Source organism: Actinoplanes lutulentus (assembly GCF_003259845.1).
Classification (GTDB): Bacteria; Actinomycetota; Actinomycetes; order Mycobacteriales; family Micromonosporaceae; genus Actinoplanes; species Actinoplanes lutulentus.
Genome location: NZ_QLMJ01000015.1, coordinates 232,210 through 257,415 on the forward strand (window position 1 = coordinate 232,210; position 25,206 = coordinate 257,415).

The window sequence follows — 25,206 nt, forward strand, 5'->3', positions numbered from 1 at the left end:
TTCACGACCCTTTCAACTGTACGGAAACAGACGCCCGAATCCGGATCGGTGAAAGACCAGCGGACCGCCGGTCTGATCGGTGCTGTGCCGCACGGCATGCAACCGCAGCAGCACGATGGTGTGGTCGCCGGCCTCGACCTCGCGGTAGATCGTGCAGTCGAAGCTGGCGAGCCCGTCGTCGACGGTGACCGCGCCGGTCTCGGTGACCGACGCGGTGACGCCGTCGAAGCGGTGTTCGACCGGCCCGGCCAGCTGCCGGCACATCACGTCGTGGTGCGCCGCCATGATCGTCACGCCGAGATGGTTGGCCCGGCGCAGGTCGGGCCAGGTCTTCGAGGTGTTCGCGATGGAGACCGACACCAGCGGCGGGTCCAGGCTGACCGAGGTGAACGAGCTGGCGGCCAGCCCGACCAGGACGCCGTCGACATCCGCGGCGACGGCGACCACACCGCTGGGGAAGACGCCGAACGCCTGCCGCAGCCGGATCGGGTCGAGGTCCTGGTTGGTCCTCATCGGGTGCCCGCGGCAGCGAACGGCACCCGGGCGCTGGTGCGCCGGCGTGGCCGCTCGTCCTTCCACAACCCGCGCTCGGCGAGGATCGGCAGGACACCCTCGCCGAACCAGTACGCGCCCTCCAGGTGCGGGTACGCCGAGAGCACGAACTCCTCGATGCCGAGCGCCGCGTATTCGGCGATCCGGTCGGCGACCTGCTCGTGGCTGCCGACCAGCGCGGTGCCGGCGCCGCCGCGGACCAGGCCGACGCCGGCCCAGACGTTCGGATAGATCTCCAGGTCGCTGGTCGAGCCGTTGTGCAACGCGATCATCCGCTTCTGCCCCTCGGACTCGCTGAGGCGCAGGCCTTTCTGCACGGTCGCGATGGTCTCCGGCGGGATCCCGGCGAGCAGCCTGTCCGCTTCTGCCCAGGCCTCCTCGGCGGTGTCCCGGGTGATGGTGTGCATCCGGATGCCGAAGCGGATCGGCCGGTCCCGCTTCTCGGAAGCGGCCAGCTCCCGGATCCAGGCGATCTTCCTGGCCACCGCGTCCGGCGGCTCACCCCAGGTCAGATAGACGTCGGCGTGCTTGGCGGCGACGATCCCGGCGGCCGGCGACGATCCGCCGAAGTAGATGTCCGGGACCGGGTCCGGGATCTGCCCGAGCGAGGCCGCGTCGACGGACAGGAACTCGCCCGCAAAGTCGACGGTCTCCCCCGTCCACAGCCGCCGGACGATCTCCAGGAACTCGTCACAGCGCCGGTATCGGGCGTCCTTGTCCAGGTAGTCGCCGTACATCCGCTGCTCGTGGCTCTCCCCGCCGGTCACGACGTTGAGCAGCAGGCGGCCGCCGGACATGTTCTGGAAGGTGCCGGCCATCTGCGCGGCAAGGAACGGCGAGACCACGCCGGGACGGAACGCGACCAGGAACTTCAGCCGGTCGGTGGTCTGGCTGAGCATCGCGGTGCTGAGCCAGGCGTCCTCGCACCAGGCGCCGGTCGGGGTGAGCGCGGCGGTGAAGCCGTTGTCCTCCGCGGCGCGGGCGACCTGGGTCAGGTAGGCCACGTCGGCGGGCCGCCCGGAACTGCCGGGAGCCAGGCCGTGACCGCCGCCGACCACGTGCCGGCCGTCACCGCCGTTTGTCGGCAGGAACCAGTGGAATCTCATGCGGCCCCTTTCTCTCTAATGCCTATAGAGTCTCTAGGCTTTAAAGAGAAAAACAAGACCTTCTATGTACGGGTGTGCCGAACGCCCGCCCGGTCAGGCCGATCGCTCATCGGCTTCGGGTTCCCCGGCGGCCAGGCGCTGGATCGTCTGCTCGAAGTCCGCGATGGCCGGCGGCACCCGGTCATAGCGCCGCCGCAGCATCAGCATCAGCACCGGCGGCACCTCCTCGGCCAGCGGACGCACGGTGATCAGCCCGGCGGCGTGCAGCGGATCGCCCACGATGCTGTAATCCGGCAGGATCGTCGGGCCGCTGCCGCTGGCGACCAGGCTCTTGCCCATCTCGGCGCCGTCGGCGGAGAACGTGTCCGGCGGCGGCGCGTCCCCGAACAGCCGCTGGGTGAGCCGGTGCATCAGATACCCGGGACGCATCGCCACGAACGGACGCTGCCGCAGGTCGGCCACGCTGACGCTCTGCTGCGCGGCGAGCGGGTCGTCGGTGCGGCAGCAGACCACAGGCACACCGTTCAGCAGCGCCGTCCGGTGCAGGGCCGCCGGGATGTCGTCACCGGGGAACACGTTGATCAGCCCGACGTCGAGCCGGCCTTCCAGGAGGCTGTCCTGGATGTCGACCTGGAACATGGTGGCGACGTCGACGGTGGTGCTCGGATGCCCGGCGCCGAACTCGCGGACCGCGGGCACCATCAGCGCGGACGTCCCGGCGTTGACGGTACCGACCCGGATGGTCCGGCTGCGATCACCGGCGGCCGTCTTGAGCCGTACGACCCCGGCGAGGATCTCCGCGACGATCGGCAGCAGGTCACGGCCGGCCACGCTCACCCGCGCCCCGGACCGGTGCCGTTCCAGCAGCGGCACGCCGAGTTCCCGTTCGAGGGTGCTGATCGCCTCGCTGAGCGCCGACTGCGACACGTGCAGCTGCTCCCCGGCCCGGCGCAGCGATCCGTGCTGGATGACCGCCATCAGGTACTCCAGCTGCTCCAGTCGCACTCTCGGCGTCTCCTCCCCCGCGATCTCCCCCGCCGCGAGCGTACGCGGCCCGCCCATATGATCTTGCACTTCGACGGGGGCGGGAGATTCCACGGTGCCGAGACGACTGCTCGATCTTCTCTGCGGATGCCTCATGGCGGTCATCGCCGGCGCCTGGCTCGGGTCGGCGGCCGCGCTGATCGCCTGGCACCGGACCGCGCCCGCGCTGCCGGACAAGGCATGGGGCGAGGCGTTCACCAGGGCGCTGATCCCGGACGCCCGCGACGTGGAGATCACCCTGATCCCGCAGATCGCCGAGTACGAGGAACGGTCGGTGCAGGAGGAGAGGTTCGGGTTCGCCTTCTTCGGCGGCGACGACTACTACGCCGGGCAGCTGATCATCGAGGCACACGCCGCGTTCCCCGAGGCGGACCCGGTGCTGGCCCAGTGGGGCTGGGAGAACATCACCCGCCTTCCCGACGGCGATGTGCAGGCCTTCGCGACGGACTGGACGCTGTGGATGACCCGTCTTTACGCCGACGATGAGACGATCGAGATCAGCGTCTATCGGCGTACCCCTGAAGTGGTCGTATGGGTGACCTCCGCGGCCTGGCTGGCCGGCGCGGGTTGGGGTTTCGCTGTCGGCAGGCGCGCCGGTGCCACCACGCTCGGCCGCTGGGGCCTCGGATTGTCGGCGCCCGCGGGAATCCTCTCCACCATGGTGATCGGATTCCAGGCGTTCAACGGCGCCGACGTCATGCCCGCCATCCCGTGGGATCCTTACATGTACTGGGGACCGCGCCCGTTGAGCATCGTCGGACTGGTTCTGCTGTTGTCCGTGGTCGTCAAGTGGGTAGGTAGGTCTGGTGCTCGCATCGATGGAGGCCGTCCGGCGGCTGATGGACCTGCGGCACCGTGGCCGGGCTGAGGACCTGCCGCAGGTGCTCGCCAATGCCGCGCCCCTGCTGGACGCGCAGGCCATCACCGTGCTGCTGATCGATTACGGACAGCTCGCGCTGCACCCGTTCCGCGGAACAACGACCTCACTGCCGGTGGAGGGCAGCCTCGCCGGACAGGCCTTCACCACCGCGCGGCACCAGTGGGACGCCGGTTTCCTGTGGCTGCCGCTGCTGCACGGCGCCGAACGGCTCGGCGTCCTCGAATTCGAGCTGAAAACACCCCCGACGGACGAGGCCCGGCACGACCTCGAAGTGATCGCCGCCCTGGTCGCCGAGCTGATCGCGAGCCGGCGCTTCTACGGTGACGCGGTCGAGCACACCCGGCGGCGGATGCCGATGCAGCTCGCCGCGGAGATCATCTGGAACCAGCTGCCGCCGCTGACGTTCGCTGTCGACGGAACGATGGTCACCGCCGTCCTCGAACCCTGTTACGACGTCGGCGGCGACGCGTTCGACTACGCGGCGAACGGCGACACCCTGCACGTCGCGCTCTTCGACACGGTCGGCCACGGGATCAGTGCGAGTGCGCTGACCACGCTGACGCTGAACACGTACCGCAACGCCCGCCGGTCCGGGCTGTCGCTGGTCGACACCTGCCGGTCGATCGACAAGTGGATCCGCGCGCAGTACCCGGGCGCGTTCGTCACCGCGCTCGTTGCCGAGCTGGACATCGCGACCGGCGTCTATCGGCGGATCAGCGCCGGGCACCCCGCCGAGCTCTTCCTGCGCGACGGCCGGGTCCTGCCCTCGCTGCCCACCCCGAACGCACTGCCGCTCGGCCTCGGCCACATGGTCACCCGGCGCCCGCAGGTGGTGGCGCAGCAGCTCGAACCCGGTGACTCGCTGGTCCTGTACACCGACGGCATCACCGAGGCACGCGACGCGTCCGGCGAGCTGTTCGGCGCCGACCGGCTGGGCGCGTTCATGCTGGACGCCCTGAGCCACGGCAATCCCGCCCCGGAAACGATGCGCCGCCTGATCCAGACGATCGTCTCTTACGAGGACGGCGAATTACGCGACGACGCCACCGCCGCCATGCTCCAATGGCAACGCCACTGAGCCAGGAGCCGCATATCCTATCTCCCAGCAAGGAAAGATAGGAATGAGATCTCTGTCATCAGCAAAAACACCCGCCAGGCGTAGTCTCGCTCCGGTTGTATGCAGCAGTATGCAGACCGACGAGGTACCCCGATCAAGCGGAGCGATGACGATGACAGTGGCAACCTGGAAGGACCCGGCCGTTCGCGAGGGATACGCGCGGATCGCCGAGACCGGCCCCTTCGTGTACGGGCTGACGAACTACATCGCGGCCAACCTCAGCGCCAACGTCCTGCTCGCCGCCGGCGCCGGACCCGCGATCGGCGCCGCGTCGGACTGGACCACCACGTTCCCGGCCGGCGCGAGCGCGGTCTGGATCAACACGGCCTCGCTGATGAGCAGCGACGAGGAATCACTGCGGACCGTGGCACGCACCGCCCATGAGGCGGGCACACCGTGGGTCCTCGACCCGGTAGCCGTCGGCGCCGGCGCGGCCGCGTACGACGACTTCGTGCGTTCGCTGCTGGAGTTCCGTCCCGCCGTGATCCGGGGCAACGCCAGCGAACTGATCGCCCTCGCGGGTGGCGAGGCCACCGGCAAGGGCGTCGAGACGACCGTCAACTCGGCCGACGCGGTCGCCGCCGTCTCCGATTTCGCCGCCCGGATCGGCGCTGTCGTGGCGGTCAGCGGACCGGTCGACTACATCTCGGACGGTCACCGTACCGTCGAGGTCCCCGGCGGTGACGTACGCCTGACCAGGGTGACCGGCGCGGGGTGTGCGCTCGGCTCGCTGACCGCCGCCGCGGTCTTCGCCACCGGTGACGCGTTGCAGGGCGCGGTCGTGGCGCACGCCGCCTACGCCGAGGCCGCCGAGCGGGCCGGCGCCCGGACGAAGGGAACCGGCGCGTTCGCGGTGGCCCTGGTAGACGAGTTGTCCCTGCTGAATGACACCGACGAAAGCAACTGATGATCCACCTCGGCGCCTTCCTCAACGCCGGCGTCCAGGGCACCGCGGGCTGGCGGCATCCCGACGCCTCCCCGCGGTTCCTCACCGCCGCCCACTACGTGCGCATCGCCCAGGTCCTGGAGCAGGGCCTGTTCGACTTCGCGTTCGTGCCGGACGCCCTCGCGGTCCCGCGCAGCCTCGGCGGTTCCTTCGCCCCGGCGGTGAAGTGGGGTTCGGGCACACCACGGCTCGACCCGGTACCGGTCATCTCGCTGATGGCCGCGGTCACCACCCATCTCGGGGTGGCCGCGACCGTGTCGACCGGCTATCACGAGCCGTACAACGTGGCCCGCGAGTTCGCCACGATCGACCACCTCACCGGTGGCCGCTCCGGCTGGAACGTGGTGACCAGCTTCCAGGACGCCGAGGCGCAGAACTTCGGCCAGCCGAAACTGCCGCCACGCCCGCAGCGGTACGCCCGGGCCGAGGAGTTCCTCGAGGTCACCACCCGGCTCTGGGACAGCTGGGCGGACGACGCGATCGTCGCCGACCGGGAGTCCGGTGTCTTCGGCCGCCCCGAGTCGGTCGAGGCGATCGACCACGACGGCGACCACTTCCGGGTGCAGGGCCCGCTCAGCGTGCCCCGGCCGCCGCAGGGATACCCGGTGATCATCCAGGCCGGCGCCAGCGAGCCGGGCCGGGATTTCGCCGCCCGCTGGGCCGACGTGATCTTCTGCAGTCACGAGTCCCTGGAGTCGGCCGTCGCGTTCTACACCGACGTGAAGGCACGCGCCGCCGCGCACGGCCGCGACCCGGACAACCTGGTGATCCTGCCGGCCGCCACCCCGGTGATCGGCCGCGACGTGCAGGACGCGCTCGCCAGGCACGAGGCCTTCGCCGACCTGGTCTCGGTCGAGGCCGGACTGTCCCGCCTGGCGTACCACGTCAACGTGGACCTCACGAAATACGACCCGGACGGTCCGCTGCCCACCCTCGACGAGGTCGGCGTCGAGGGCCACTACCGCGAGGTCGTCGAGTTCGCCGAGCGGGAGAAGCTGACCGTCGCGCAGATCGGCCGCTGGTACGGCGCCCGCACCGAGGGCAGCCTGATCGGCTCGGCAGCCGACATCGCCGACACGATCCAGCAGTGGGTCGACGCCGGTGCCGCCGACGGTTTCGTCATCCAGGCCACCCACGTGCCGGCCGCGTTCGAGGACTTCGTCGCCGAGGTCGTCCCGGAACTCCAGCGCCGAGGCCTCTTCCGCACGTCCTACGAGGGTTCGACGCTGCGGGACAACCTCGGCCTCCCCCGCCCGGCCCGCGGCGAGTGGAAAGCTCGCCGATCATGACGACTCCGCTGGTCAGCCCCGCGTGGCTGCGCGAGCACCGCGACGACATCGTGCTGCTGGACGCGTCCATCGACCGTACCCAAGGCGGTTTTGCTCCTGGCAGTGACGCTTTTGCCGAAGCGCACATTCCCGGCGCCCGCTTCGCGGACCTCTTCACCGGATTCTCCGACCCGGCCGCTGCCCACCCCTTCTCACTGCCGTCACTCGCGCACCTGCGCGAGACAGCCCAGAGCGCAGGGGTACGCGATAACGCCCCCGTGGTCGTGTACGACCGCAACGGTGGCGCGTGGGCCGCCCGGGTGTGGTGGCTGCTGACCATTCACGGCCACCCATCGGTGAGCGTGCTGGACGGTGGGCTGGCGTTGTGGATCGCCTCCGGTCTCCCGGTCGAAAGCGGACATCCGTCGGCTCCGGCCGCGACCGGGACGCTGACCCTGCACGAGCCGGGGCCGGTCACCGCCGACCTTTCCGAGGTCCTTGTGACGTCCCGCCAGGAGTATCCCGGGCAGCTTGTCTGTGCTCTCCGCCGTGAGGTCTACGAAGCCGGTCATATTCCCGGCAGCGGAAGCCTCCCCTATGCCGAGCTGCTCCGCGCCGACGGAACGATCGACCTCGATGCCACTCGGGAGAGGGGCGCCGCGCTCGGCTCGGACGCGATCGTCTACTGCGGCGGCGGCATCAACGCGGCCGGGCTGATCCTGGCCCTGGACGCCGCCGGACTGCCCCGGCCGCGGCTCTACGACGGCTCGCTCACGCAGTGGCGGGCCGACCCGAGCCGCCCGCTTAGCATGGGCCGATGACGGTGAACGCCCGCGACACGGTGTACCGCACGCTGCTCGAACGGCTCACGCACGGCCACTATGCCGCCGGCGATCCGCTCATCCCGCAGACGCTCAGCGAGGAGTTCGCGGTCTCCCGCACCCCGGTTCGGGAGGCGCTCGCGCTGCTCGAACAGGACGGGCTGCTGGTCTCCGGCCGGCGCGGGTTCGAGATCCGCCGCCGCGGCGACGAGGAGATCCTGGAGATCTTCGAGACCCGGGCCATCCTGGAGTCCTCGGCCGCGTACGCCGCGGCCACCCGCGCCACCCCGATCGACCTGGCCCGGCTGCAGGACCTGCACGACCGCTCGCAGGCCACCGACGACCCGGCCGAGGTGCGGCGGCTGTTCAACCACTTCCACGACGCCGTCCGCAACGCCGCGCACAACCGGACCATCACCACGCTGCTGCGCACGATCGAGGCGCAGGTGAAGGTCTCCGCGCCGTGGAACACCCCGGGCGGCGCCCGCGACTTCGGACCCAGCTTCGCCGAGCACGCCGCGCTGCTGGACGCCATCCGCGCCGGTGATGCCGCCGCCGCACGGACCGTCAGCCTGGAACACGCCGCCCACGACCGCGACACCCGGGTCAGCCAGCTCATCGCCCGGATGGCCGCCGACCTGACCGCCCCCGACTCCACCGCGGCCGGCTGGCGCTGAACCAGGTGATTCGGCGCCGCCGCGCCCACGGACTGCTCAGCGTCGTGGATGTGACAGACACCCATCCAGGTCGATGATCCTTGCGAATTCCGTGCCGAGAGTCATTCCTCGGCACGGAAGGATCCACCATGCGTCCCAGAACCCGCCGCCAGCGCGCCTTGGCGGCGCTCGGCATCGGCGCTCTGCTCGCCGGCTCGGTGTACACCCTCGGGCCGGTGACCGCGACCGCGTCCAGCCACCGCGAAGCGCCCCTGATCGCCGCGGACCCGGCGGTCGACAACACCGACCTGTACGCGTTCGTCAGCCCGGACCGCCCCGGATACGTCACCTTCGTCGCCAACTGGCAGCCGTTCTCCGAACCGAACGGCGGTCCCAACTTCTACCCGTTCGCCACCGACGCGACGTACCACATCAAGGTCGACAGCGACGGTGACGCGCGACCCGACGCCGAGTTCCGGTGGAAGTTCCGGAACATCGACAAGCGGGGCAACAACACGTTCCTCTACAACAACGGCCCGGTCACCTCGCTCGACGACGAGAACCTGCTGTTCAAGCAGACGTACAGCCTGGAGTCCTCGTTCGGCGGCGCGCCCTTCAAGACCCGGGTGCAGGACGCACCGGTCGCGCCGTCGCGGGTCGGCACGGCGTCCATGCCGGATTACCAGACCCTGCGTGACCAGGCCACCAAGACACTGCCGGGCGGCTGGAACGTCTTCGCCGGCCAGGCCGACGACCCGTTCTTCCTGGACCTTCAGGTCTTCAACCTGCTGTACGGCGGTGACCTCTCGGACTCCGGGAACGACACCGTCGCCGGCTACAACGTGAACACGATCGCCCTGCAGGTGCCGTTCAACGACGTGGCGCTCAAGGGCGACGCCGGCCGCAACCCGGTCATCGGCGTCTGGACCACAACCGAACGCGACCGGGTACGCATCAGCGGCTCGACGTCCGGCAGCGGCGGCAAGGTCCAGGTCTCCCGTCTCGGCAACCCGCTGATCAACGAGGTGATCGTCCCGGCGGGGCTGAAGGACGCCTTCAACGCCAGCCCGCCCCGCCAGGACGCCAAGACGCCGGCGCTGGTCAAGCGGGTTCTCGAACCCGAGGTGCCGAAGCTCATCGAGTCGATCTACAAGATCCCGGCGCCGAAGACACCCCGCAACGATCTGGCCGAGATCTTCCTGACCGGCATCACCACGAAGGGCGACGGCCCGATCAAGGCCGATCTGAACTCCCAGCTCAACAACAAGGACGTGAAGGCGTCCCGCTTCGTACCGGCCGAGGAGCTGCGGCTGAACCTGTCGGTACCGGTGGCCGGGCAGCCCAATCGCCTCGGTGTGCTCGCCGGCGACCTGCAGGGCTTCCCGAACGGGCGGCGGCTCACCGACGACGTCCTCGACATCGAACTGCAGGCCCTGGTCGGCGCGGCACAGACCGGCAAGCTGGTCGACGCCCTGGCCGCCGGCGACGGCGTCGACACCAACGACCAGGACTTCGCCGCGACGTTCCCCTATGTGGCGCTGCCCAACGGCGTCGCGGTGAACAAAGCCCGTGGTCAGCAGCCCGCCGCGGCCCAGCCGAGCCCGTCGGCCGGCGACGCCGGCGCCGCCGGTCCGGTCGGTGCGGTCGACGGCGTCACCGGCAACACACCTGTCGACACCGCGGCGGACACCGCTGCCGCTCCGGAAGGCACCCAGGTCACCGTGCCCGTCGCCTACGCGACCGGCGCTTCCGGCATCGCGATCCTCATCGTCGCGGCCGGCGTCTTCCTGCTCCTGCGGTGGCGGCGCGCACAGACGCCCCGCCGGCCCTTCCCCGACAACGACCCGACCCTCCGTTTCTGACCGCGTTTCCGGGCGGCTGTGCCAGCCGGCGCGGCCGCCCGCCTCTCCCCCAGGAGCCATCCATGCGACGAGTCCTTGTCCGCCTGGGACTGGCCGCCGCACTAGCGGCCACCCTGCTCACTGTCGCGGCCGTGCTGATCCGGCCGCGTCCCACCCTCCCCGCCGCGCAATCGGCCGCACCGCCCACCGACTCCGTGACCGACCGGATCGCCCGCGCCCAGCAGCGACTCGCCGACGTACCCGGCGACTGGCCGGCGTGGGCAGCGCTCGGCTCCGCATACCTGGAGCAGGCCCGCATCACCGCCGACCCGGCCCTCTACCCCAAGGCCGAACAGGCCGCCCGCACGTCCCTCTCCCTGCGCCGCGACGGCAACAGCGACGCCCTGATCGTCCTGGGCGCCCTGGCCAACGCCCGCCACGACTTCCCCCTGGCCCGCGACCTCGCCGCCCAGGCCATCAAGATCAACACCTTCAATCCCCTGGGGTACGCGGTAAGGGCCGACGCCCTGACCCAGCTCGGCGACGCACCCGGCGCGACGGCCGCCGTGCAACGCATGCTCGACCTGCGCCCGGGGATGGCCGCCTTCACCCGCGCCTCCTACGACCTGGAGCTGCGTGGGCTGCTCACCGAGGCCACCGACCTGATGCGCCTGGCCCTGGCCGGCGCGGTCGACCCGCACGACATCGCCTTCTGCCGCACCCAGCTGGGCGACCTGGCCTTCGGCCGAGGTGACCTGGACACCGCCACAGCCGAATACACAGCAGCGATAGCCGCCAGCGCGGCCACACCCAGCACCCAGCCCGAAGCCGGCGCTCAGCAGGCCGGGAGCGGCACGCCGCAGGCCGTGGGGCCGGCGGCATCCGGTGCGCTGCACGGGATGGCTCGGGTCAAGGCGGCGCGGGGTGACCTGGCTGGGGCCATCGCCGACTACGGCGCTCTCACCGCCCGCCTGCCCGCGACGGCAACGCTGCTCGAATACGCGGACCTGCTGCGCCTCGCCGGCCGCGGCGCCGAGGCCGACGCGCAGCTGGAGCTGGCCGCTGTGACGGAGAGGCTGTTCACCGCGAACGGCGGCACCGACGGCCTGGTCACCGCGGCGCTGGCCCTCGCCCGGAACCGCCCCGCCGACGCGGTGGCCGCCGCCCGCGCCGAGTGGTCCCGCCGCAAACACCCCGACGTCGCGGACACCCTCGCCTGGTCACTGCACGCGGCGGGCCGGGACGCCGAAGCCCTGTCGTACGCCCGTCGGGCCGTGGCCGGCGGCGCACACCCGGCCAGCTACGCGTACCACCTCGGCATGATCCAGCTCAGCCTCGGGCAGCGGGCCGCCGCGCGTACCGAGATCGCGCGTGCGCTGAGCACCAACCCGCACTTCTCCCCGGTGGACGCACCCACCGCCCGCCGCGCCCTGTCCGGCCTGACCAGCACCGGAGGCATCCGATGATCAAGCAGGGCGTGATCGTGGCAGGCGCGACCGCCGCGGGCCTGCTGGCCTGGCCGGCGTCACCGGCACAGGCCCACCCGCTCGGCAACTTCTCGGTCAATCAATACGCCGGCCTGACCCTGCACCCGGACCGCGTCGACGTGTCCGTGGTGGTCGACGCCGCCGAGATCCCGACCTTGCAGGACCGGGCTTCGGACCCGGAGGCTGAATGCGCCCGGGTGGCCGCTCGGTTCACGGTCACGGTGAACGGGCAGCGCCTGACGTGGACGGTCTCGTCACCCGCCTTCGCGTTGACTCCTGGAGCCGGCGGCCTGAACACCAGCAGGCTGAGCTGCCGGCTGAGCGCCCCGGCGGGGTTGGCGGCGCCGGCCACCGTGCGGGTCGACAACGGCTATCGCACCGACCGGATCGGCTGGCGGGAGATGACGGCTGCCGGGGACCACGTGGGTCTCACCGGTTCGGGACTGCCGTCCGAGAGTGTCAGTGGGGTGCTCCGGGCGTACCCAAGGGATTTGCTCTCCTCAGCCCTGGATGTGCGTAGCGCAACCATCACGACAAGCGGGACGGATTTTTCCGCGGTGGGCTCGTCCGGCGCGGCGGGTGCGGGCGACGCGGTGACGCGGGTGAGCGGGCCGGGGTGGCTGGGTGACGCGCAGAGTCGGGTGCAGGAGGTGGTCGGTGGGCGGCTGGCGCCGGCGGTGGTCGGGCTGGCATTCCTGCTGGCGCTGCTGCTCGGTGCGGGGCACGCGGTCCTGCCAGGGCACGGGAAGACCGTGATGGCCGCCTATTTCGCCGGTCGGCGCGGGCGGATCCGGGATGCGGTGACGGTAGGGGCGACGGTGACGCTCGCGCACACGGCGGGGGTGCTGGCGCTCGGGTTGGTGCTGAGCACGTCGACGGCGCTGGCCGGTGAGCGGGTGCTGAGCACGCTCGGTGTGGTGAGTGGGGTGCTGGTGGTGCTGGTAGGGGTGGGGATGCTGGTAGCCGCCCGCCGAAGCCACGGTCCGCACGGACACTCACACAGCCATTCACATGGGCCGCATCATTCGCACGGGCCGGGGCACTCGCACGGTTCGAGGGGTCGCGTGTGGCGGCGGCTTGATCTGGCCGGGATCGGGCTGGCCGGTGGGTTGGTGCCCAGCCCGTCGGCGCTGGTGGTGCTGCTCGGTGCGATCGGTCTCGGTCGCGCGGGGCTCGGGGTGGCGCTGGTGATCGCTTACGGCCTCGGTATGGCCGCGACGCTGACCGCGGTCGGGCTGCTGCTGGTCGTCGCCCAGAACCGCCTGGCCCGCATGATCACCGACGGCGGCCGGGCCGGGCGCGTGGGCGACCGGCTCTCCCGGCTCAGCAGGCGGGTCGCCGCCACCGCACCGACCGCCACCGCGGCCCTGGTAGTCGTCGTAGGCCTCGGCATCGGAGCCCGAGCCGTCGCCTGAGCCAGCGCTGGCGCCTCGCCTCCGCGATCTTGAGCGATTTTCTACCGCTTGGGGTCAGGAATCGCTCAAGATTCGCGCGGGTGACGGCGGCGGCGGTGGGCCCGGTGTGGCGTGGGGCTCCGACCGCGTTGTGGGCAGGGTCGCTGAGGCCAGCAGGGAGAGCTTGTCGGCGCCGGTGCTGGCGGGGTCGGGGTGGTAGACCACGAGCATGATCCCGTCGGTGCCGCTGATCAGGAGTTTCTCGCGGTTCAGGCGTAGTTCGCCCACCTGCGGGTGCAGGAACGGGACGACCATCGCGCCCACCCGGGGGCGGACGTCGTGGCGGGCCCACAGCCGGCGGAACAGGGGGCTCGACAGCGAGAGTTCGCCGACCAGTTCGATGACGCGCGGGTCGTCCGTGTCGGTGCCCACCGCTTGGCGGAACGAAGCGACCAGCGCCGCCGCCGCTGACTCCCAGTCGGGCCACATGGCCTGTTCGCCGGGGTCCAGGAACACGTCGCGCAGCCGGTTTCCTCCGGCGGACAGGCGTGGTGAAAGGGCCGTGGCCAAGGGGTTCGCCACCAGGACGTCCAGGTAGCGGCCCTCCACGAACGCGGGGAACGGAAGCATTGCCACGAACTGGGCGGTGCTCGGTGGCACCACCTCGCGGCGGGGACGGCGCTTCCTGGGCTTGTCGCCGGCTAGTTTCAGCAGGTAGTCCCGGGCCGTATCGTCCAGGTGCAACACCCGGGCCAGCGACTCCAGGACCTGCACCGACGGGCTGCGGTCGCGGCCTCGTTCCAGACGCAGGTAGTAGTCGGCGCTGATGCCGGCCAGCATCGCGACCTCTTCGCGGCGCAGGCCCGGCACCCGCCGTACGCCCGTCACCGGAACACCCGCCTGCTCGGGGCTGACGAGCTCACGGCGGGAGCGCAGGAACGCGCCCAGCAGATTCGATTCCCCGGTCATGCGTTCCACCGTAAGCGCGTGCCCGTCCCGGTGAGGGGGTCCTGTCAGGCCCCCGGCTGATGGGGGCTCTACCTCGGGCGGTGTCGCGGGCGGACAGTTCCCGGCATGGCTCAGAAGCGTGTACTTGTCACCGGTGGCTCCGGGTTCATCGCCGGGCACATCATCGTCCAGCTGCTCGAACAGGGCTTTCAGGTGCGTACGACCGTACGGTCGCTGCAGCGTGAGAATGCGGTGCGTGCCGTTCTGGCGGAGGCCGGGATGGTTCACGGCGAGGCGCTGAGTTTCGCGGCCGCGGATCTGCTCGGCGACGCCGGGTGGGCCGAGGCGGTCGCGGGCTGTGATTACGTGCTGCACGTGGCTTCGCCGGTGCATCCGGGACATGTCGAGGACGAGGACGCGGTCATCGTGCCGGCTCGGGCGGGGACGATGCGGGTGTTGCGGGCCGCGCGGGCCGCCGGTGTCGAGCGGGTGGTGCTGACGTCGGCGTTTCATGCGATCAGCTGGGGTCATCCGCATCGGGACCGGGCGTTCACCGAGGACGACTGGACCGTACTGGATGGGCCGGGCGTTGACGCGTACGCACGAAGCAAGACGCTCGCGGAGCGTGACGCCTGGGATTTCATCGACGCCGAAGGCGGAGGAATGGATCTTGTGGTTCTCTGCCCGGTCGCGGTGGTCGGGCCGGTGATGGGGCGGGGCGTCTCCGGGGCGAATCATGTCGTGCAGCGGATACTCAGCGGCGGTATGCCTGGTTTTCCAGATATGTACATCCCATTCGTCGACGTGCGGGACGTCGCCGCGGCGCACATTCTCGCCATGGTCACGCCGGGTGCGGCCGGTCAGCGATTCCTCATCTCCAACGGGCCGGCGATCGCGCTGAAAAAGGTCGGTGAGCTGCTGAAAAACCATCTCGGCGCGGCGGCCGGAAAGGTGCCGGCCCGCGGCATTCCGCACCTTGTCGTGCGGCTCGGCGCCCTTTTCAAACCGGAGTTCCGGGCGCTGGTTCCGGATCTGGGTTACGTCAAGAAGACGTCGAACGCCAAGGCCGGCCGGATTCTGGGCTGGACGCCGCGCCCGGTCGACGACGCGCTCCTTGACGCCGCCCGATCCATGCTGGCGAAAGGCCTGGTCGCATAAATCGTTGGACACGGCGGCGCGGGCGAAGATAACGTGCCGTCGGCCGTGGCAGTCGTCGAGGAGGTGAGCACCGTGAACGTTGTACCGATGTGGGTGCTCCCCCCGTCGTCACGGTTCGGCGACTGACATAGGTGTCGCCCGGGAGCACATTTCCTGAAAGGCGACACCTCATGACATCAGTCATCACGCAAGTTTCAGAACGGCATTGGCACGCGCTCGGCGACGACCAGGTGGTCGGTCGCGGCGAGGTTTCGCGGCGGCCGGACGGACGCAGTTTCGTCAGCATCGACGCCTGGCACGACACCGTTTTCGACCAGATCGCCGGCGCCATGCTGGCGAATCTGCCGAAGCCGCTCTACACCGTCGTCGACGAGCAGGACCTCGACCTGTTGTCGCGGTGGGAGGGATTCGGTTTCGGTCCGCGGCGGCGCGAGTGGGAGTACGTGGTGCCCACCGATCAGAGCGGCTCGACGCCACCCGGCGTAACCGTTCTGGCCGTCGGCAAACCCGATATCGAACCGCTACGAGAGCTCGACCACGTCATTCGTGACGAGGTCGAGGCAACAATCGGGTGGCACAACATGCCGGCCGAGGTGATGTCCGTGCTGGACCCGTCGCGATACGCCGTCGCCGTTCACGCGGGTGAATATGTGGGCCTGGTCCGGGTCATTCCCCTGCCCCGGCAGCCACGCATCGGCCTGATCGCGGTCCGCGCCTCGCATCGCCGCCGCGGAATCGCCCGGGCACTGCTGACCGGCGTGCTCGGCGCGGCTCACCGGCGCGGCGTCACCACGGCATCCGCCGAAGTGAACCAGTCCAATCAGGCGGCACTCGCCCTTTTCGAAGGCATCGGCGGCCGCCGTGCCGGAAGCAACCTGGAACTGGTGCTGCGATGACGAATGCCGAGGGCTCCATCCAGCTCGAAGGCACCGTGATCGAGTGCCTGCGCAACGCCAATTTCCGGGTGGAACTCCAGAACGGGCATGTCGTTCTGGCGCACATCAGCGGGAAGATGCGCAAGAACTACATCAGGGTCATGCCGTTCGACCGGGTGCTGGTCGAGCTCACCCCCTATGACCTGACCCGGGGACGCATTCTCTTCCGACACCGCAATTGACGAGCACGGGATGACGCCCGGCGAACGGGCGTCATCCCGCGCTGACGGGCGCGTTTCCGCGTACCGAAGGCATGGGGTGAGGCGGGACAGCCGCGCGAAGCGCGAGCGACATCGGGGTTCTCACCGCGGCGAGCGGGACTGCACGGCCAGGACCGGGGCGGGCATCAGGGCCCACACGGTCTTGCTGTCGTCGCGGTGGCGGGTGCCCCAGGCGAGTGACATGGCGTCGATCAGCAGCAGGCCCCGGCCGCCGGCGTGGCGGCTGTCCGGCTGACGCAGGCGTGGTGGGGTGGCGGCCGCGTCGGTGACCTCGATCAGGACGCCGTCCGGGGTCGCGGACACGGTGAGCTCGCCGCCGCTGCCGGTGTGCTGGCCGACGTTCTGCACCAGCTCGCTGACCGTGACCAGCGCGTCGTCGATCCACGCGTCGTCGGCGGCCGCGTCGATCCGCTCGGTGAGGACCGCTTTCACCCTGCGGCGCAGCGGCGACACCGGATCGTCGCGCCCGAAGCTCGCCCGCAGAATGATCACTGCCGTTGTCCCCCATCCGGTCATGACTTGCCTGCAACGACGGTAACGATCGACGACGCTCCCGGGGAAGCGCGGATCAGGTGCATGACAGTTGCCAATTCCCGAGCGGCTCAGCGGGAAGTGCGGTTGTCGCCGTCCGGGAGGGCGCATGCTAGGTCGGTTCCACCCTTACCGCCGTGCTCGCTGGAGCTTGCGATGAACGATCTACTTATTGCCGAAGACGACGAGGACATAGCCGCCGTCCTGGCCCTGATGTTGCAGAAGACGGCGATGCCGATCTCCTGGGTCGCCGATGGCGTCGCGGCGCTGGAGACGATCGTGGCCTCTCCACCGGCGGTGCTGCTCACCGACATCGGGATGCCGGGCATGGGCGGGTGGGAGTTGATCTGGGCGGTTCGCGGGCACGAGCACCTGGCGGAGATCCCGATCGTGGTTCTCACCGGGTACCCGTGGAACGTGCACACCGGCGCTGTCGAGCACGGCGCCTGCGCGGTGCTGCTGAAGCCGTGCCCGGGCCGCGAGTTGACCGACATCGTCGAGAGCCTCGCCGCGCGGGGTTCGCACGCGCACTGCCCGACCTCGACGATCTGTCTCGACCCGTCGAACTTCTCGGTTTAACCGATCTTTGTTCGTTTTCCGGATCCTCGTGATGCAACCCCGGGTGCCGTGACCGGCGTCTACATCGTGTGGACGACGCCTGGGTGATCCTCGAACTGCGCTGGCAGATGCAACACATCGAGCCGGCGCTCGGCCCCTGGCCGCCGGACCGGATCGACGCCGTCATCGCGACCAGCCGCCTGCGCATGCGCCGGCACCGTTTCCGCGCCCTGGGCGTCGAGATCGCACTGGTGATCCTGGCGGCAGCCACCGGTCTGTTCACCGGGCTGAACCTGCACTGACCCTCAGCGGTGCGGGTCCTCGGCGGGGATCCAGACGCCCGGCTCGTCGAGGCAGAGGCGGCCGATCGAGCGGGTCAGCGCTTCGGCGACCGCGCGTACCGATGGGCGTTGTTCGTCGCGGCGGGTGACCAGCGACCAGGTCCAGTACGGTTTCGGGGATTCGATGGGGCGGGCGATCAGGTCGGGCGGGACCGGGGTGGTCTGGCTTTTCGGGTTGTTGACGACCGGGCGGCCGAGGCGGCGCACATGGTCGAAGAACGCCGGGCCGGTGACGCCGCCTTCCGGGACGTGGACGACGTGTGCGCCGGTCTCGGCGGCCATCGCCACCGCCCAGGTGTTCCAGGACGACCAGCTGGTCTCGTCGGCGTCGATCAGCACGACGGTGTCGCGGGCCCGCACCGGAGCGTCGGCGGAACCGGCGCTGACCGCGTAGAGACGGTCGGCGCCGAGCAGCCGGGCTTGCAGGCCGCTCTTGTCCAGGTCGGCGGCCGGCGCCCAGCAGATCGCCAGGTCGAGGCCGCGGTCGGCGACCCGGGCCGCTTGCGCGTGGGAGGGCAGCACCCAGGCGTCGACGAGCAGCTGGGCGATGCCGGCGGCGCGTTCTTCGAGGTCGGCGGGGCGCCAGTTGACGTACCCAAGGCGTACCGTCTCGTTGGCGGACAGGCCGAGTGCGGTACGCCTCAACTGGTCGGCCTGATCGAGCAGAGCGACCGCGCGCGGCAGCAGCGTGGCGCCGTCCGCGGTGAGCGTGACCGAGCGCCGATCCCGGTCGAAAAGCTGCACGCGCAGGTCCCGTTCGAGCGCTTTGATCTGCTGCGACAGCGAGGGCCCGGCGATGCGCAGCCGCACGGCTGCCTTGGCGAAGCTCAACTCCTCGGCGACGGCGACGAAATAGCGCAGCTGGCGAAGCTCCATCGCCCCAGCTTAGGGGTGATAGGCGCAGCCTCTCAGCAGGTAGAAAGATGGACGTGTCAATGACTTAGCGGCGACCGATGCTTGCGACACAACACCGGACCTAGGAGTGGAAATGTCGAAAGTCGCCGTCGTCACCGGAGCCTCGCAGGGCATCGGCGCCGCCACCGTCACCGCGTACCGCAAGCTCGGCTGGAACGTGGTCGCCACCTCCCGTTCGATCACCGCGTCGGACGACCCGGGCGTGCTCGCCGTCGCGGGTGACCTCGCCGACCCGGCGGTCGCCGAGCGGGTGATCAGCGCCGGTCTGGAAGAGTTCGGCCGGATCGACACGCTGGTCAACAACGCGGGGATCTTCATCGCGAAGCCGTTCACCGAGTACACCGGTGCGGACTTCGACGTGATCACCGGCATCAACCTGCGCGGGTTCGTCACGATCACCCAGCAGGCCGTGACGGCCATGCAGGCCCACGGCGATGGCGGGCACGTCGTCACGATCACCACCAGCCTCGTCGATCACGCCAACTCGGCCCTGCAGTCGGCGCTCGCCTCGCTGACCAAGGGCGGTCTCAACGCGGCCACCAGGTCACTGGCGATCGAGTACGCCGGCCGCGGCATCCGATTCAACGCGGTCTCCCCCGGCATCATCCGTACGCCGATGCATCCGGCCGAGACCCACGAGTTCCTGTCCGCGCTGCACCCGGTGGGCCGGATGGGCGAGATCTCGGACGTGACCGACGCGATCGTCTACCTGCAGAACGCGCCGTTCGTCACCGGCGAGATCCTGCACGTCGACGGCGGCCAGAGCGCGGGCCACTGATGAGCTTTTTACGAGGCGTTCTCGACGCCTGGCAGCAGAACATCGGCAAACCGCAGCAGGTGGCCGCCCTCTTCACCGAGGACGCGATCTTCCAGGGCCTGAAGCCGTATGTGACAGGGCGGCAGGGAGTCGCGGACTACTACGCCGGGCAACCGGCCGGGTTGACAGTGGAATACCGGATCAACGAGGTGAGGCTGCTGGCCGAGGATGTCGAGCTCGGCTGGGTGGAAGCCACGTTCCGCTTCGCCGACGGCCGCCCGCCGGTCGAGGTCAACCTGACGATGGTGGTCACCGGCGGCTTGATCAGCCATTACCACGTCAGCCCGCGGCTGTAGAAAGATCAGGTCCGGCCGTCCCGTTCCTGAGCCTCGCGCAGCGAACGCTCATACGGCACCCAATCCGCCAGCCGCACCGGCAACCCGTCCGCCTTCAACCGCTTGACGACCGCCGGATCGTCATCGACGACGACCGCGATGACGCCTTCTTTCGCCAGCCGGCGCAGCTGCCCGCTCTTGTATTCACGAGCCGGCCGCCGATCGTCGTCGGGCCGCATCAGCAGCCGGCCGTCCGGAAGCCCCTGCTCGGCGAACCACCTCAGGGTGACCCGCCGCAGCCGCTCCGGACGGCCGGTCAGCCAGACCAGGTAATGATCGGCCGCGTAGTGGTGGACCAGGTCGATCCCGGCCTGGAGCGGGGCGTCGCGGTCGGCGGCCGCGAAGAACGCCGCCCAGTTCTTGGGCCGTCGCGCGACGTGCCGTAGCCGGTGCCGCACGTCGGCGACCACACCATCCACGTCGAACACGGCCAGCGGAGCATCGATCACGCACCCCATCCTGCCGGGCTCCCGCCGGGCCCGGATCAGCGCCCAGGGACAATAGATCAATGATTGACCCCGGCCGCGATCACCGACGCCCCACCAGCACCGTCTACGGGCGGGGTGGCGTCGACGTCAGCAAGCCCAGCCGGCGTGGCCTTCACCCCGCCGTGATCACTCTGGTGGCTGTCGCCGCGATCGTCGTCGTGGTGGCGGGCGGCTTCTGGCTCGGGCGTTCTCCCACCGGCGATCCTGGGCCGGCCGTGCCGGCCGCGATCGCACCCACATCACCGGTGACGGAGGCGGCGCCGAGCCCCACCCTCGAGAAGTTCGGCGCCGGCTTCTGGACGATCGGCATCGATGGCGGTTACCTGGGTGTCGACGGTGACTTCGCCGCGGTCGTCGGCGACGAGGCGGTGTTCACCGTGGTCGAGGGCCTGGCCGACGACGACTGCTTCTCGTTCCGCGCCAAGAACGGCAAGTACCTGCGCCACTTCGACTACCGCCTGCGGTTCGACAACACCGACGGCTCGGACCTGTTCACGGCCGACGCCACCTTCTGCGCACAGGACGAACAGCCCGCCGGGACCGTGCGGCTGTCCTCGAAGAACTATCCGGACCACCTGCTGCACCGGCGCGGCACCGAGTTCTACATCGACGAACCCAGCGACACCGGCGAGTTCACCGCGGACAGCACGTTCACCGTCCGCAAGTCCTGACACTTCATAAAACCCAGGCATGGGTACGCCTCAAAGCACCCGAGCATCGACTATCCGGTGATCGCGGCCAGCGTCGGAAGGTAACCACCGGCGTACCCGGCATCGTTGGGGTGATAGGTCGCGGTCAGGGCGAGCAGGTTGACCCGGTTGAGCCAGGGCTCGCTCGCGCAGACGCCATGGCCGGCGAAGGCGTCCCGGACGTCACCGAACGTGAAACCGGCCGCGGCGGCCCGGTCCGCGATCACCGCGTCGAGGCGGTCGGCCGCGGTGTTGAGGGCCTGCCGTTTGGTCGCACTCAGTCCGCCGGGGCAGGCGCCGGACTCGAAGAGCCGCGGATATCCGAGGACGACGACCTCGGCGTGCGGGGCGGCCTCGCGGATCGCGGTGTAGACCTCGTCGAGCCGTCCGGGCAGCTCGCCGGTGATCGCCGTGTTCGCGTCGGCGACCGCTTCCAGGCAGCGGGAGTCACCGAACAGGACACAATTGATCGCCGCGCCGACGAAGCCGATGTCATTGCCGCCGACCGTGATGGTGACCAGGTCGGTGCCGGCGTTCAGGGCCGCGATCTGGTCGCTGAGAACGTCGGCGGTAACCGCGTCCGCGCAGGCCACGTGCCGATAGGAGGCAACATCGTGGGTGGCGGCCCAGAGCGCGGGGTACGACTGGGCCCGGCGTCCACAGCCCTCGTTCGTGCCGCTTGCACCACTGCCCGCCGCGTAGGAGTCGCCGAGCGCCACGTAATCCACCGGCCCGGAGACGGGCAGGTTGGCGGAGAGCGCGAGGCCGATGGCTATCAGGGCATGCATGGTCGAGCCTTTCCGCAGCTGGGGATCGAGGGGACAATCATGAACGCCGATCCGAACCGAAAGATCAGGAAGTTGTGACCGTCCGGTGACACGGCTGTTGACCTTGTCTCGGGGTCCACATAAGGTCTGTGCTCGTTCACACATCGCGGTTTCTCTATGGCCGGCGCGGAGGGTGCGTTTCATGCGTTGGGCAGGTGCCGTCCCCCGATGACGGGTTCGAGTTTTCGCGAAGGCGGCTTCCGGGACGGCCTGCGGGACCTGCTGCCGTGGGTGCCGACGATCGCCGGCGTGAGTGTTCTGCTGTGCATGGTCGCTGTGGCGGCGACGCGGCTCGGACCGGGGGCGACCGCGACCTCGGGTGAAGCGGCCGGGCTGGGGCCGACGCAGGCGATGCCGGGTCTCTGGCCGGGTTCCTCATTCAGTTCGTCATCGGGCCTCGAGTCGCCGCCGGTTTCGCCGCCGGTTTTGCCGCCCGTGGACTCGTCCGCGGTGAGCGGCTCGCCGACGGTTCAGTCGTCGTATTCGCCGCGGCAGGTCGCCTGGTCGTCGTCCGCCCCGCCACCGGGGTCGCCGGGGTCGCCGGGGTCGCCGGTCTCATCGGTGTCGTCGGTTTCGTCGCCGCCCGTGTCGTCGCCGTCGTCCTCGCGAAGGCCGTCGCCGACACCGGCACCCGCGCTGCCGTCAGCCGCCGGGCGTTATGGCGTAGTCGGGTCCTACGACGCCGAGTTCATCGGCGAAGTGCTGGTCAGCAACCCGACGAGCGCGGCCACCGACTGGGTGGTCGAGCTCCGCTTCCCGTCAAACGTCGGCGACCTGCGCACCTCATGGGTCGAGTCCGCACCCCAGGCGACGCTGAGCCGCTCCGGGTCGACCTACATCTGGCGTTCGGGTGTGCCGGTGAATCCAGGGTCCAGCGTGGCGCTGCGCTTCCAGTTCGCCCGCACCGGGGCGGGAGACCGCCCGGCTTCTTGCGAGGTCAACAACGCCCCGTGCAGCTGACTCCCGAACGCGGCAGTCCAGCTAGACGGCGGCCGGGTAAATGAGCGGCAGCTCAGAGGCAGGGTTCGCGGGTAGGCGCCGACTGCCCTGAAGCGGGTCGAGGGCCCACGGTGAGTTCGAGACTCGCGGACACCAGGGCACACGGTGAGCTCGAGACTCGCGAATACAGGAGCACACGGTGGGTCCTGGATTGGTTCTGCGCTGGGCGTTAGCCGGTCCGGCCGGTCGGCAGTGCTGCCTCACGGGCCGTTTCACAACACTGGATGTCCGCTGGACCACCCGAGCTGGCTTCCGTTGCTGAACCTGCTGTCCAATTGAGGTGGCCGCTCACCGGGGGATGCGTGACATCGAACGGTGGCCGGGCGCGTTCTGCCACCCCAGGTCCCGTCGCCGCAGGGGCGAGCCGTAGCTCAGATAGGTCATCGAGGCGGATGACCTATCTGAGCTACGGCTCGCGTCGAGCAACCGGGTCGTTCCAGCGGCTGTCTCGCCCCAGTTGCTGTCTCGCCCAGCGGCCGGGTCCGATCCGCTTGGCGAGGCCGACGGCATCACGCCGCGATCATCCCGCCCGGTGTGTGTCGAGTTGAGGTGCGTATCGAACCCGAAATCGACACAGGGCGGGTGGTTCGCGGGGTGCGTGTCGAGTTTGGGGGCGTAGCGAACCCGAAGTCGACACACCCGCCCTGGCCTGCGAGATCTTGGGCCGCCGTTCCCATCAGGGTGTGGTTCGGGGACCACGATCGCCACGGGAGGCCCGGGACGGAAGGCGATCACGACCGAGGCGTCCACTGCCAGCTGGATCTCCATTGACCAGCAGGGTCAGTGCTGTTTCCAAGGCGGTGTGGCAGCCCCGAGCGTCAGGTGGTCCGGCTGGTAACCAAGGCCGCACGGGAGCAGCCCCGAACGCAGCTCGCCAGCCGACGTGGCCAGCGGATCTTGAGCGATCTTCTACCCTCTACGGTGCGAAATCGCTCAAGATCCAGGAGGTCAGCGCCGGCGAACGGCGGCCAGCATCCTGCGGGAACGGCGTCCGGCAACTTGCGGGAGCGGCGGTCGGCCGTGGACGCCTTGCCGAAGCGGCAGCCGCCCGTGGACGCCTTGTTAGAACGCCGCCCGCCCGTGGACGCCTTGCTGGAACACCGCCCGCCCGTCGACGCCCTGCGGGAGTAATGCAGGGCTCAAAGCTGAACGATATGCCCCACCCGCGGCGATGTGCGGCCGTGGAAAACCTCCAGCCACGCATCGCGCAAACCCGAAGGGCCCGCGCCGGCCTCGACGTCGACCCACTGCTCCGCCGCGCCCGCAAACCGCTGCCACGCCTCGGCGAAGCGCTGGTCCAGGCCGTCGCGGCCCCAGTCCTGGCGGCGTTTGCGCATCTGGACCGGGGCGAAGAACACCTCGCCGGCCGCTGCAGCGTTCGGGATCTGGTTGGTCAGGCCCACCGCGATGTCGCGCACCAACCCATCACCCAGGTGAGCACGCAACGCCTCGCGCGTGGACGGCGAGCCGGACAGGTCCAGATAGACCGTCGGCACCGGGGAAAGCGCCGAAACCTCGTCGTAGGTCAGCACCTGGTCGTAACACCCGAGCGCCGACGTGAAGGCCACGTTGCCCGGTGACGTCAGGCCGATCAGGCGGTGGCCTCGGCCGTGCAGTTCGAACGCCGCCGCGTATGCCGTCTTGCTCGACGCCGAGGACAGGATCAGCTGGTCGGCATCGTAGAAGCCGTTGTCGGACACCTGGTCGGCGAGCATGAACGAGGTGAAGAACAGCGGCCGGAACAGCACCAGCAGGTCTTCCTGGTCGGCGCGGTAGGCCGGGTCACCCACCGTCGAGCGGTACGCGTTGTACGGCGAGGGCAGCGAAGCCCGATGTGCGGCGCCGTCGCGGAATCCCGTCTCGTCGACCCGCTCCGGCCGCACCACGAGGTGGCTCGCCGGCGGGAAATAGCCGTAGACCCGCTGTCCGATCGTGACTCCCTCGACGGTGGACTCGACCACCTCGGCGAAGCCCCACACCGGCGGAAGACCCCATTCAAGACCGATTTCGTACGCCGAACCGGGGAAGAATTCCCAGTACCGCATCGCGTCGCCGAGAACCGCGTACGTCACGTTGTTGGCCGTGAGGCCGACCCGGTCGACGCGCAGCAGCGCCTCGCCGTCGGTGAGTACCGGTGTCTTCGTCTCGGCGACGGTGGTCCGGCCGAGGTCGTCCCGAGCGACGGCGAACGTCCAGAATTCAGGCATGTTGCGACGCTAGACAGCCGAACCCCGCCAGACAAGATGCACGGTGAGTGCAAAATCCCACGCGCGGGTCTGCTTGACTGATTTCATGCGGACCGAAGAACCCCCCGACCGGACCGAGGAACCCC

The 25,206-nt window shown here is 69.8% G+C and carries 27 protein-coding genes; 18 read left to right on the forward strand and 9 right to left on the reverse strand.

The annotated features are described in order from the left end of the window. Positions 1 to 12: 12 nt before the first annotated feature. From B0I29_RS29410 to B0I29_RS29420, 3 genes are all read right to left on the reverse strand, one after another. Positions 13 to 513, reverse strand: coding sequence for a flavin reductase family protein (locus tag B0I29_RS29410; RefSeq protein ID WP_111652350.1), 501 nt, complete (start codon positions 511 to 513; stop codon positions 13 to 15). Further along, positions 510 to 1,658: an LLM class flavin-dependent oxidoreductase gene (locus B0I29_RS29415; RefSeq protein WP_111652351.1), complete on the reverse strand. Its 1,149-nt coding sequence runs from the start codon at positions 1,656 to 1,658 to the stop codon at positions 510 to 512. The genes B0I29_RS29410 and B0I29_RS29415 overlap by 4 nt, the downstream gene beginning before the upstream one ends. Positions 1,659 to 1,751: 93 nt before the next feature. Next, positions 1,752 to 2,720, reverse strand: a complete 969-nt coding sequence (locus B0I29_RS29420) for a LysR family transcriptional regulator (protein ID WP_111652352.1) — start codon at positions 2,718 to 2,720, stop codon at positions 1,752 to 1,754. Between the two features lie 76 nt (positions 2,721 to 2,796). Here B0I29_RS29420 and B0I29_RS29425 point away from each other — a divergent pair, with 76 nt between their 5' ends. The 9 genes from B0I29_RS29425 to B0I29_RS29465 all read left to right on the forward strand — a co-directional run bounded on the left by B0I29_RS29425 (position 2,797) and on the right by B0I29_RS29465 (position 13,133). Beyond that, positions 2,797 to 3,570, forward strand: coding sequence for a hypothetical protein (locus B0I29_RS29425; protein ID WP_111652353.1), 774 nt, complete (start codon positions 2,797 to 2,799; stop codon positions 3,568 to 3,570). Continuing rightward, positions 3,509 to 4,660 carry a PP2C family protein-serine/threonine phosphatase gene (locus B0I29_RS29430; protein WP_111652354.1) on the forward strand — a complete coding sequence of 384 codons (1,152 nt, stop codon included), beginning with the start codon at positions 3,509 to 3,511 and terminating at the stop codon, positions 4,658 to 4,660. The genes B0I29_RS29425 and B0I29_RS29430 overlap by 62 nt, the downstream gene beginning before the upstream one ends. Positions 4,661 to 4,811: 151 nt before the next feature. Next, positions 4,812 to 5,606, forward strand: a complete 795-nt coding sequence (gene thiM / locus B0I29_RS29435; RefSeq protein WP_111652408.1) for a hydroxyethylthiazole kinase — start codon at positions 4,812 to 4,814, stop codon at positions 5,604 to 5,606. Next, positions 5,606 to 6,934 carry an LLM class flavin-dependent oxidoreductase gene (locus B0I29_RS29440; RefSeq protein ID WP_111652355.1) on the forward strand — a complete coding sequence of 443 codons (1,329 nt, stop codon included), beginning with the start codon at positions 5,606 to 5,608 and terminating at the stop codon, positions 6,932 to 6,934. The genes thiM and B0I29_RS29440 overlap by 1 nt, the downstream gene beginning before the upstream one ends. Beyond that, a complete protein-coding gene (locus tag B0I29_RS29445; RefSeq protein ID WP_111652356.1) occupies positions 6,931 to 7,734 on the forward strand; it encodes a sulfurtransferase in 804 nt (267 codons plus the stop codon). The genes B0I29_RS29440 and B0I29_RS29445 overlap by 4 nt, the downstream gene beginning before the upstream one ends. After that, a complete protein-coding gene (locus B0I29_RS29450; protein ID WP_111652357.1) occupies positions 7,731 to 8,411 on the forward strand; it encodes a GntR family transcriptional regulator in 681 nt (226 codons plus the stop codon). Before B0I29_RS29445 ends, B0I29_RS29450 begins: the two co-directional genes overlap by 4 nt. A 128-nt stretch (positions 8,412 to 8,539) precedes the next feature. After that, complete coding sequence (locus B0I29_RS29455) at positions 8,540 to 10,252, forward strand: DUF4331 domain-containing protein (protein WP_111652358.1); 1,713 nt, start codon at positions 8,540 to 8,542, stop codon at positions 10,250 to 10,252. Between the two features lie 62 nt (positions 10,253 to 10,314). Then, the gene (locus tag B0I29_RS45975; protein WP_181558027.1) at positions 10,315 to 11,697 is read left to right on the forward strand and encodes a tetratricopeptide repeat protein; all 1,383 of its coding nucleotides are present in this window, start codon (positions 10,315 to 10,317) and stop codon (positions 11,695 to 11,697) included. Then, positions 11,694 to 13,133 carry a High-affinity nickel-transporter gene (locus B0I29_RS29465; RefSeq protein ID WP_111652359.1) on the forward strand — a complete coding sequence of 480 codons (1,440 nt, stop codon included), beginning with the start codon at positions 11,694 to 11,696 and terminating at the stop codon, positions 13,131 to 13,133. The genes B0I29_RS45975 and B0I29_RS29465 overlap by 4 nt, the downstream gene beginning before the upstream one ends. 54 nt (positions 13,134 to 13,187) lie before the next feature. Here the strand turns inward: B0I29_RS29465 and B0I29_RS29470 are convergent, their stop codons facing one another. Then, on the reverse strand, positions 13,188 to 14,081 hold the full coding sequence (locus tag B0I29_RS29470; protein WP_111652360.1) for a helix-turn-helix transcriptional regulator: 894 nt from the start codon (positions 14,079 to 14,081) through the stop codon (positions 13,188 to 13,190). A gap of 105 nt (positions 14,082 to 14,186) precedes the next feature. On the opposite strand from B0I29_RS29470, the gene B0I29_RS29475 reads away from it, so the two are divergent. The 3 genes from B0I29_RS29475 to infA all read left to right on the forward strand — a co-directional run bounded on the left by B0I29_RS29475 (position 14,187) and on the right by infA (position 16,335). Then, positions 14,187 to 15,218, forward strand: a complete 1,032-nt coding sequence (locus B0I29_RS29475) for an SDR family oxidoreductase (RefSeq protein WP_111652361.1) — start codon at positions 14,187 to 14,189, stop codon at positions 15,216 to 15,218. Between the two features lie 170 nt (positions 15,219 to 15,388). After that, on the forward strand, positions 15,389 to 16,114 hold the full coding sequence (locus B0I29_RS29480; RefSeq protein ID WP_111652362.1) for a GNAT family N-acetyltransferase: 726 nt from the start codon (positions 15,389 to 15,391) through the stop codon (positions 16,112 to 16,114). Then, positions 16,111 to 16,335: a translation initiation factor IF-1 gene (gene infA, locus B0I29_RS29485; RefSeq protein ID WP_111652363.1), complete on the forward strand. Its 225-nt coding sequence runs from the start codon at positions 16,111 to 16,113 to the stop codon at positions 16,333 to 16,335. The genes B0I29_RS29480 and infA overlap by 4 nt, the downstream gene beginning before the upstream one ends. A gap of 120 nt (positions 16,336 to 16,455) precedes the next feature. On the opposite strand, the gene B0I29_RS29490 is transcribed toward infA, so the two are convergent. Beyond that, positions 16,456 to 16,866, reverse strand: coding sequence for an ATP-binding protein (locus B0I29_RS29490; protein ID WP_111652364.1), 411 nt, complete (start codon positions 16,864 to 16,866; stop codon positions 16,456 to 16,458). A gap of 195 nt (positions 16,867 to 17,061) precedes the next feature. Between B0I29_RS29490 and B0I29_RS29495 the strand changes: the two genes are divergently transcribed. Together B0I29_RS29495 and B0I29_RS29500 are read left to right on the forward strand one after the other, a co-directional pair. Next, positions 17,062 to 17,484, forward strand: coding sequence for a response regulator (locus tag B0I29_RS29495; protein ID WP_181558028.1), 423 nt, complete (start codon positions 17,062 to 17,064; stop codon positions 17,482 to 17,484). Between the two features lie 68 nt (positions 17,485 to 17,552). Further along, the gene (locus tag B0I29_RS29500; RefSeq protein ID WP_111652366.1) at positions 17,553 to 17,765 is read left to right on the forward strand and encodes a hypothetical protein; all 213 of its coding nucleotides are present in this window, start codon (positions 17,553 to 17,555) and stop codon (positions 17,763 to 17,765) included. A 3-nt stretch (positions 17,766 to 17,768) separates the two neighbouring features. Here B0I29_RS29500 and B0I29_RS47545 read toward each other — a convergent pair whose 3' ends face one another. Further along, positions 17,769 to 18,680 (reverse strand): LysR family transcriptional regulator, encoded by a 912-nt coding sequence (locus B0I29_RS47545; RefSeq protein WP_111652367.1) that lies wholly within the window; start codon positions 18,678 to 18,680, stop codon positions 17,769 to 17,771. Positions 18,681 to 18,792: 112 nt separating this feature from the next. On the opposite strand from B0I29_RS47545, the gene B0I29_RS29510 reads away from it, so the two are divergent. Continuing rightward, a complete protein-coding gene (locus B0I29_RS29510; protein WP_111652368.1) occupies positions 18,793 to 19,497 on the forward strand; it encodes an SDR family NAD(P)-dependent oxidoreductase in 705 nt (234 codons plus the stop codon). Then, positions 19,497 to 19,832 carry a nuclear transport factor 2 family protein gene (locus tag B0I29_RS29515; protein ID WP_111652369.1) on the forward strand — a complete coding sequence of 112 codons (336 nt, stop codon included), beginning with the start codon at positions 19,497 to 19,499 and terminating at the stop codon, positions 19,830 to 19,832. The genes B0I29_RS29510 and B0I29_RS29515 overlap by 1 nt, the downstream gene beginning before the upstream one ends. Positions 19,833 to 19,837: 5 nt before the next feature. Here B0I29_RS29515 and B0I29_RS29520 read toward each other — a convergent pair whose 3' ends face one another. Next, complete coding sequence (locus tag B0I29_RS29520; protein ID WP_245972800.1) at positions 19,838 to 20,320, reverse strand: phosphatase domain-containing protein; 483 nt, start codon at positions 20,318 to 20,320, stop codon at positions 19,838 to 19,840. Positions 20,321 to 20,379: 59 nt separating this feature from the next. On the opposite strand from B0I29_RS29520, the gene B0I29_RS29525 reads away from it, so the two are divergent. After that, positions 20,380 to 21,030, forward strand: coding sequence for an AbfB domain-containing protein (locus tag B0I29_RS29525; RefSeq protein WP_111652371.1), 651 nt, complete (start codon positions 20,380 to 20,382; stop codon positions 21,028 to 21,030). A 50-nt stretch (positions 21,031 to 21,080) separates the two neighbouring features. On the opposite strand, the gene B0I29_RS29530 is transcribed toward B0I29_RS29525, so the two are convergent. Continuing rightward, positions 21,081 to 21,836, reverse strand: coding sequence for an SGNH/GDSL hydrolase family protein (locus B0I29_RS29530; RefSeq protein WP_111652372.1), 756 nt, complete (start codon positions 21,834 to 21,836; stop codon positions 21,081 to 21,083). 207 nt (positions 21,837 to 22,043) lie between these two features. Here B0I29_RS29530 and B0I29_RS29535 point away from each other — a divergent pair, with 207 nt between their 5' ends. Continuing rightward, positions 22,044 to 22,835 carry a cellulose binding domain-containing protein gene (locus tag B0I29_RS29535; RefSeq protein WP_111652373.1) on the forward strand — a complete coding sequence of 264 codons (792 nt, stop codon included), beginning with the start codon at positions 22,044 to 22,046 and terminating at the stop codon, positions 22,833 to 22,835. 1,178 nt (positions 22,836 to 24,013) lie between these two features. On the opposite strand, the gene B0I29_RS29540 is transcribed toward B0I29_RS29535, so the two are convergent. Then, positions 24,014 to 25,081, reverse strand: a complete 1,068-nt coding sequence (locus B0I29_RS29540; RefSeq protein ID WP_111652374.1) for a DUF2855 family protein — start codon at positions 25,079 to 25,081, stop codon at positions 24,014 to 24,016. Between the last annotated feature and the right edge of the window lie 125 nt (positions 25,082 to 25,206).